Source organism: Variovorax boronicumulans, from assembly GCF_019352895.1.
In the GTDB taxonomy this organism is placed as follows: domain Bacteria; phylum Pseudomonadota; class Gammaproteobacteria; order Burkholderiales; family Burkholderiaceae_C; genus Variovorax; species Variovorax boronicumulans_A.
Genome location: NZ_JAAAFX010000014.1, coordinates 314,518 through 322,121, shown reverse-complemented (window position 1 = coordinate 322,121; position 7,604 = coordinate 314,518). Strand labels below are relative to the sequence as shown.

6 protein-coding genes are annotated in these 7,604 nt (G+C 66.6%); all 6 read right to left on the bottom strand.

Annotated features, from left to right (window positions below; genetic code table 11):
• A partial coding sequence (locus K0H49_RS30840; RefSeq protein WP_257625253.1) for a DUF6351 family protein occupies positions 1-806 on the bottom strand: 806 nt, incomplete at its 3' end.
• A 469-nt stretch (positions 807-1,275) separates the two neighbouring features.
• The gene (locus K0H49_RS27900) at positions 1,276-2,736 is read right to left on the bottom strand and encodes a CsgG/HfaB family protein (protein WP_219219779.1); all 1,461 of its coding nucleotides are present in this window, start codon (positions 2,734-2,736) and stop codon (positions 1,276-1,278) included.
• 4 nt (positions 2,737-2,740) lie between these two features.
• Positions 2,741-3,385: a hypothetical protein gene (locus K0H49_RS27895; RefSeq protein WP_219219778.1), complete on the bottom strand. Its 645-nt coding sequence runs from the start codon at positions 3,383-3,385 to the stop codon at positions 2,741-2,743.
• 55 nt (positions 3,386-3,440) lie between these two features.
• Positions 3,441-4,637, bottom strand: coding sequence for a hypothetical protein (locus K0H49_RS27890; RefSeq protein ID WP_257625252.1), 1,197 nt, complete (start codon positions 4,635-4,637; stop codon positions 3,441-3,443).
• Positions 4,628-5,770: a hypothetical protein gene (locus K0H49_RS27885; protein ID WP_219219776.1), complete on the bottom strand. Its 1,143-nt coding sequence runs from the start codon at positions 5,768-5,770 to the stop codon at positions 4,628-4,630. Before K0H49_RS27885 ends, K0H49_RS27890 begins: the two co-directional genes overlap by 10 nt.
• Before the next feature lie 146 nt (positions 5,771-5,916).
• A complete protein-coding gene (gene ettA, locus K0H49_RS27880) occupies positions 5,917-7,578 on the bottom strand; it encodes an energy-dependent translational throttle protein EttA (RefSeq protein WP_219219774.1) in 1,662 nt (553 codons plus the stop codon).
• Between the last annotated feature and the right edge of the window lie 26 nt (positions 7,579-7,604).

The following is a 7,604-nucleotide window of genomic DNA, read 5'->3' as shown; positions in this document are numbered from 1 at the left end:
CAGCCGGCGGGCGGCGTGGTCGGCGATGGCGCGGGTTCGTTGAGCACGTCGTGCAGGATGGCCGACTGGTAGAGGCCGCGGTTGATGGTGCCGCTCTCGAGCCGCACCACATAGGGCACGCTCTTGCCGTTGACCGTGAGGTAGGTCATGTTGGCCGGATAGGCCGTGATCGACGAGGGCTCGAAGCGCGTGTTGCCGCCGCTGCTGTTGCGGTAGTAGTAGTCGACCCGCGTCTCGACCGAGCACTTGCCGTCGTCCAGCGATTTGAGCGGCTGCCCGCCCATGCGGGTGAAGGTGGCGTAACCGCACACGAAGGGTTCCTCATGCGGGCCCGAGATCACCGGGCCGGTGACCGGGTAGGCCGTGAGCGACAGCGTGGTGCTGTAGTCGCCATAGCGCGTGACCAGCTGGTTCTCGCCGACCTTGAGCCCCGTGACCTTGCCCAGCAGGCGGCCGTCGGCGGGGTTGCGGGCGAAGGCGGCCGTCACGTCACGGCCGTCGACCGTGACCGACAGCGTGCTCAGTGGCTTGTCGCTGAGCAACTGGAGTTCGACCAGCGCATCGTCGCCGGTCACGAGCTTCGGCGAGGACGACAGCACGCTGACCTTGACGGTCGCATCCGCCGGCGCACCGGGGTTGGGGCTGCCGGGGTCCGGCACGGGCGTGACCGGGTTGCCGCCGGTGGGTGGGCTGGTGCCGCCGCCGTCGTTGCTGCTGCCGCCGCAGGCCGACAGGATCAGCGCGGCCAGCAGGGCGCTGACGCGTGCCGAGTTCCTGCCGAAGCGGGAGGTGTTTTGGAATCTCATGCTCAAGGTCTCCGTCTTTTTTGTGAAGGGAAAAGGTTCGGCCCATGCGGCGGCGCGACTCGGCGAGAAACCGGGTCGTCGCTCCGGGCGTGCGGCGTCAGTGCGGGGGCGGGAAGAAAGGCGCAGGCGCCGACCTCGCCCGTGAAAGCGATGCCGGGGGTGCGCGGGTCGTGCAGTGCTGCATGCTCATCGGTGTCTCCATCCTCGGGTGTTGTGCCTGTTCAATAGCAACCGACGTGCCACGCCACACACGCGATGCAAGTGATTGAATTCAAAGGATTTTTTTCCGCAGCGTCGTGGTTTTCCCGCGCTGCGGCGGATGAAAATCCGGCCACGCGGCGAGCGCCCTGTCCGGGAATCCGCACGCCCGCCGCAGCCATGGCGGCGCTGGCGACCGCGGGCGCTTCAGGCGAAAAAAAACCGCCCGAAGGCGGTTTTCCGAGGCGGCGGTGTCAGCACCGGGGCGATGTCACCACTTGTCGTCGCGCGCCGGCGCCACCGCGGGTGCCTCGCTGCGCGCCGCTGCCGGGCGTGCCGGCCGGGGCTTGGCCGCAGCCGCGGGCGCCGCTGCGGTGTCCGTCGCCGCCGCCACACGCGCCGTCACCAGGCCGCGCAATTGCAGCGCGCCGGGCTGGAGCCCGTCGAGCGGCATCTGCACGCGTTCGAGCCGGCCCTGCGCCATGGTCGGCGTCACGCGGTCGATCACCACTTCGCAGCAGTCGGATTCGACCCGGCCCAGCGACTGGTTGGTCTGCGGGTCGAACATCTCCTTGCCCATGTAGGCCAGCTGGTAGCGACCGCCTTCGCGCACCGCCTGGCCGCCCTGGCTCAGCACCACGGCGTTGCCGTCGCGCGAGATCACGGTCACCGGGTAGGTGCGCGAAACGATGCCCGAGACGATGCGGTTGGCGATCTCGCTCTGCATGCCTTCGCTGACCTGCGCGCCGTCGATGCCCGAACCCAGCGTGGTGGCCGCGACCTTGGGCGCTTCGCCGCGCAGCGACTCCGACAGCATGACCTGCCGCGTCGCCACGTTGACCAGCTTCTGCGAGACAGCCCAGCCACCCGAGTAGCTCACGAGTTCGCGGTCGCTGGTCTGCAGCTGGCGCGCGTGGCGGTTGTAGGCAAAGGAAGTGATCTTGCCGACCCAGATCACGTCGGCGCTCATGGCCTGGCCCAGCTTGCCGAACTCGGCGCGCGGCGCCTGGCCCGAGCTGATCATGTCGAGCTCCTGTGCCACCTCGCCACCCATGTCGCGGTCGAGCACGGTGAAGCGCCCGGTGTTGGTCAGCGCGGTGAGGATCTGCTGGCGCAGGTCCTCGGCCACCTTCTCGGACGGCACGCTGCGTCCGCCCATCGGGAAGGACGCGGTGTCGTAGCGCAGCGGCGCAATCACGATCTTGAGCTTCTTGCTGTCGGCCGCGGGCGGCGTGTACTTGGCGACCGAGGCCTCGATGTCGGCCTGGTAGAAGCCGCGGCTGTCGGGACCGTCGAGCGCGTTGACCTTGAAGCCGGTGATGGCGCCCCCGGCGCTCTGCACCACCTGCTCGGCGAAGGCCGTGCCGCGCAGGGCATCGGTGTTCCGGCCACGCGACAGCGTCAGCGTGACCTTGAGCTGTTCGGAGCCCAGGTCCATGGTCGTGCCGTTGACCATCTTGAGCGCCAGGCGCATCGCTTCGTCGACGGCCTCGGCCGCGCTGGCACCCGTGCCCTGCGCGTTGACCGTCACCGAGCCGACCTTGCCGGCGTCGGGCAGTGCGGACACGGGCGACGCAGCCGGTGGCGGCGCGACAGGCGCGGGCGGTGTGTCGACCACGGCCGGCACCGGCTTTTTCTTGCCGGTGTACTTGTCGAGCAGGGTCTGGGCCTGGTCGCAGGCCGAGACCGAGAAGGCCAGCGACAGCGCCAGCGTCAGTCGGAGGGTGCGCATGGGATCAGAACGCGCCCAGCGCCTTGGTCGCGTCGGTCGGCACGGGGATGTCGTGGCTCTTGGCGTACGCCGTCGAGTAGCTCAGCGTGTCGTAGACGTTCTTCGCATTGCTCGGGAAGTTGGTCACCACGTAGGCACCCGCGTTGAGCTTGGTCATGGCCAGCATCGGCGAGGCCTTGAGCGTGTTGCTGAAGGCCAGCACGTGCGGGCGCAGGCCGACGTACTTGACCACGCCCAGGCCCAGCGAGGCCATGCCCGACTGGTAGAGCGCCTGCGACTGCGCATCCATCTTCAGGTTGCCGTCGTTGAGGCGGGCACTGATCTCCTTGGACGAATCGCTCTGGATCTTGTCGGCGTCCGACAGGTTGCCCTTGGTCGCGCCGTCGCCCAGCGCATCGGCGGTGGACTTGAGCTTGGCGGCCGATTCCTTGAGGCCGACGGCCTCGGCCATCTTCGACTGCGCGACCAGCACCTCCTTGTTGGCCGACACGTAGGCGCGCACCAGCGAGTCCTGCTCGGCACCCTGGTCGCCGCCGCCCGAGGCCGCGCCACCGGTGATGCTGCTGATCGAGGGCATCGAGAATTGCGCGAAGGCGCAAGGAGCGATGAAGGCTGCGGCGAGTGCGATGGCGGTCAGTTTCTTGGACATGTTGTTGTGTTCTTTGGAGTGAAAGAAAAAAGAAGAGAAGGAAGGTGTGCGGTGTTCAGCGCAGGCCGAGGTTGGTGACCTGGCTCACGAGTTCGCGCGCCGCGCTGTCGGCGGCCTTCTTGAGCGCGTTGCCGCGCGCTTCGGCTTCGGTCGGGCCGACGCCGGCGTACTGCACCGGGCCGACCGTCGAGATGTTCTCGGGGATGCCGCTGGTGAGGTCGAGGATCTTGCCGGTCACGGTCACGGCCACGCGCTGCAGGCCGCTGGACGGATCGGTGTCGGTCATGCCGACATCGAGCGTGCCGAAGGCCAGGTAGGGCACCTGGGCCGCCTGCAGGCCGCGCACCACGTCGCGCAGCGTTGCGGGGTCGAGGTCGTTGCCGGTCTTGTAGTCGTTCTCGACGTTCTTGATCTTCATCAGGCCGTTGGTGTAAGGCTCGACGAAGCCGGCCTCGAGCACCTTGAAGCCGGCCGAGGCGAAGATGCCGGTGAACACCGAATTCAGGTTGGCGCTCGGGAAGATGCGCCAGGTCGATTCGCTGGACTTGCGGGTGGTGCTGCCGCCGGTCTCGATGGTGTCGGTGCGCTTGGCTTCGAACGCCGTCTCGCGGCTGCGCGATGCGTTGGTGCCGATCTGGCCGCCACGGATCGATTCGCCCTCGGCGCCGCGGCGCTTGTCGGAGCCCCGCGCATCGACCTTCACGCCGCGGTCCACGCGCTGGTAGACGCGGTCGTCGAAGGTCTTCTCGGAGTCGACCTGGCGCGACACGAACAGGAAGGTCAGCTTGGAGCGGTCGCCCTTGGCCGTGGCCGTGGTGGCCGATCCGGCCTTGACCGCATTGCGCAGCTTGGCGACGTTGATCGAGGTGCGCACCGTGACGGTGTAGACGCGCTTGTCGGTCTGGTCCTGCTCGTCGAGGACGGTCGCATCGAGGATGAACTTGTCGAGGTTGGCGCCCACGCGCTCGCGGATCGCGTCGAAGTTGGCCGACTCGGACTCGCCGGCTTCGGCGTAGTAGAACTCGACCGCCTTGACCTGCGCCTCGCGCATCGCGCGTTCCTTGACCTCGGGGCTGGCCTTGCTGCCGAACACCGAGCCCTCGTAGGTCACCGAGGCCTTGCCGCGTGCGGTCGCGACCTGCGCGTGCGCGCTCAGGCCCATGAAGAACAGGCCGAAGGCGAGCAGCATCAGGACGATGCTGCGCATCGGGTTGCGCGCGATCGGCGCGGCGAGTGGCAAGGCTATTTGCATGACTGGAGTACCTCTTTGGTGGCGGTGATTTGCTTGTCGATGTCCGAGGCGGCGGCCGCATCCTTGAGCCACGGATCGTTGCCTCCGGCGAGCACGCCGGAGAGCTTGGTGAACAGGCCGCGCAGGCTGTCGCTGTAGGCGGGGAAGTCGTCCACGCTGCGCTGCGAAGAAGGCACGGTCTTGACTTCGCCGTTCTTGAATTCCGAGTTCATGTAGACACGGTTGGCCAGCGGCTGCTGCACCTTGATCGCAACTTTCGAGGCGTAGATGTAGCTGGTGCCGGCCGCGACCTTGGCATGCTCGAAGCGCCCGAAGCGCGTGAGGTCCACCGAGATCGCGTAGTCGGGCTCGGGCAGCTTGAGCTCGTACACCGAGCCGTCGGCCACGCGCATCGACATCACCTTGCCGATCGCGTAGCCCTTGGCGTAGGGCAGGATCGGCACGCCGGTGCGGCTGGAGATCGACTCGGCCAGCATGTCGGCGACCCAGGTCTCGGCCACGCCGGGCTGGCTCGCGAGTTCGGCCGGCAGCAGCTTGCGCACCTCGTCGCTCACGCTGGCCTGCGACACCTGCAGGAAGCGCGGCACCTGGGCCGGCAGGCTGGCGCGCGCGAGCGCTTCGGAGAAACGGCTCAGGATGCCGGGCGTGGTGCCCGCACCCAGGTAGAGCGTGCGCACGCGCTCGGCGATCTCGTCGTCGGTGGGCGCATGGTCGAGCAGGTCGACGTAGGCCACGCTGAACGGATAGGCGCGCAGCACGGTCATGGTCTTGAAGTCGAAGAACATGGCCTGCGCGCGCAGCTGGATGAAGACCTTCGACAGGCCGCCGAAGCGCTCGGTCGACACGGTCTCGCCGTTGAGCATCAGCGCGACGGCGACGGCCTGGTCGCGGCCCTTGAGCTCCATCAGGTTGGCCGTGTCGAGTTCGAAGGCGGTCGGCGGCTGGGCCGCGACCACCTGCCGGATCAGGCCGTTGATGCCGCCCGCGCCCAGCGATTTGTCGAGGCGCTGCGAATGCGGGAAACGGGCCGCGATGCTGGCCGCATCACCCGAGTAGGCAAAGCCGGCGAGCGAGACGCTCAGCGCGGATGCCTGGCCGACAAGGCCTCCCCAAAACAGAAAGAGAAAAGCCATCCACCTGCAATGCCGAACCATCCGTCCCCCTCGTTGTAAAGTTCGGCGAGTCTATGTGAATAAGTGTTTTTTCCCCTGTCAGACAAAGGCCTTTTCAATGAAAAAAGCCAGCGATGTGCTGGCTTTTCCGGATGCATTCGAAAGGCTTACTTGAGGGCCTTGTAGCGCATGCGCTTGGGCTTGGCGCCCTCTTCGCCGAGACGCTTCTTCTTGTCGGCTTCGTACTCCTGATAGTTGCCGTTGAAGAAGGTCCACTGGCTGTCGCCTTCGGCCGCGAGGATGTGCGTGGCGATGCGGTCGAGGAACCAGCGGTCATGGCTGATGACCATCACAGTGCCGGCGAATTCGAGCAGCGCGTCTTCGAGCGCACGCAGGGTTTCCACGTCGAGGTCGTTCGACGGTTCATCGAGCATCAGCACGTTGCCGCCGGCGATCAGGGTCTTGGCCAGGTGCAGGCGACCGCGTTCGCCACCCGACAGCGTGCCCACCTTCTTCTGCTGGTCGGCGCCGTTGAAGTTGAAGCGGCCCGCGTACGCGCGGCTGGCCATCTGGAACTTGCCGACGTTGATGATGTCGAGGCCGTTCGAGATGTCTTCCCATACGGTCTTCTGGCTGGCCAGTTCGTCGCGGTGCTGGTCGACGAAGGCCGCACGCACGGTGGAGCCGATCACGACTTCGCCGGTGTCGGGTTGTTCCTTGCCCGCGATCAGCTTGAACAGCGTCGACTTGCCGGCGCCGTTGGGGCCGATGATGCCGACGATCGCGCCCGGTGGCACGGTGAAGCTCAGGTTGTCGATCAGCATGCGGTCGCCGAAGGACTTGCTGACGTTGTGGAACTCGAACACCTGCTGGCCCAGCCGCTCCGCCACAGGAATGAAGATTTCCTGCGTCTCGTTGCGCTTCTGGTATTCCATGTCGCTGAGCTCTTCGAAGCGCGCAAGACGCGACTTGCTCTTGGCCTGGCGAGCCTTCGGGTTCTGGCGTGACCATTCCAGTTCCTTCTTCAGCGCCTTGGCATGGGCTTCTTCGCTCTTCTGCTCCTGCGCCAGGCGTTCGCCCTTCTGCTCGAGCCAGGTGCTGTAGTTGCCCTTCCATGGGATGCCGCGTCCGCGGTCCATTTCCAGGATCCATTCGGCCGCGTTGTCGAGGAAGTAGCGGTCATGGGTGATGGCCACCACGGTGCCGGTGAAGCGCTTGAGGAAGACTTCCAGCCACTCGACCGATTCGGCGTCCAGGTGGTTGGTGGGTTCGTCGAGCAGCAGCATGTCGGGCTTGGACAGCAGCAGGCGGCACAGCGCCACGCGGCGCTTCTCGCCGCCCGACAGCAGGCCGACCTTGGCGTCCCACGGCGGCAGGCGCAGCGCGTCGGCCGCGATCTCGAGCTGGTGCTCGGAATCGGTGCCGGCGGTGGCGATGATGGCTTCGAGCTGGGCCTGCTCGGCGGCCAGCGCGTCGAAGTCGGCGTCTTCGGCACCGTAGGCGATGTAGACCTCCTCGAGCCGCGCCTTGGCCGCGAAGACGGCGCCCATCGATTCCTCGACCGATTCGCGCACCGTGTGCTCGTTGTTGAGCTTGGGTTCCTGTTCGAGGTAGCCGATCGACAGGCCCGGCATCGGCAGCGCCTCGCCTTCGTACTCCTTGTCGACGCCGGCCATGATTTTGAGCAAGGTGGACTTGCCGGAACCATTGAGGCCGAGCACGCCGATCTTGGCGCCGGGGAAGAATGAGAGCGAAATGTCCTTCAAGAGCTGCCGCTTGGGCGGCACGGTCTTGCTGACGCGGTTCATCGAATAGACGTATTGGGCCATATCTCTTGCAGTGTGGAGCAGGTTGG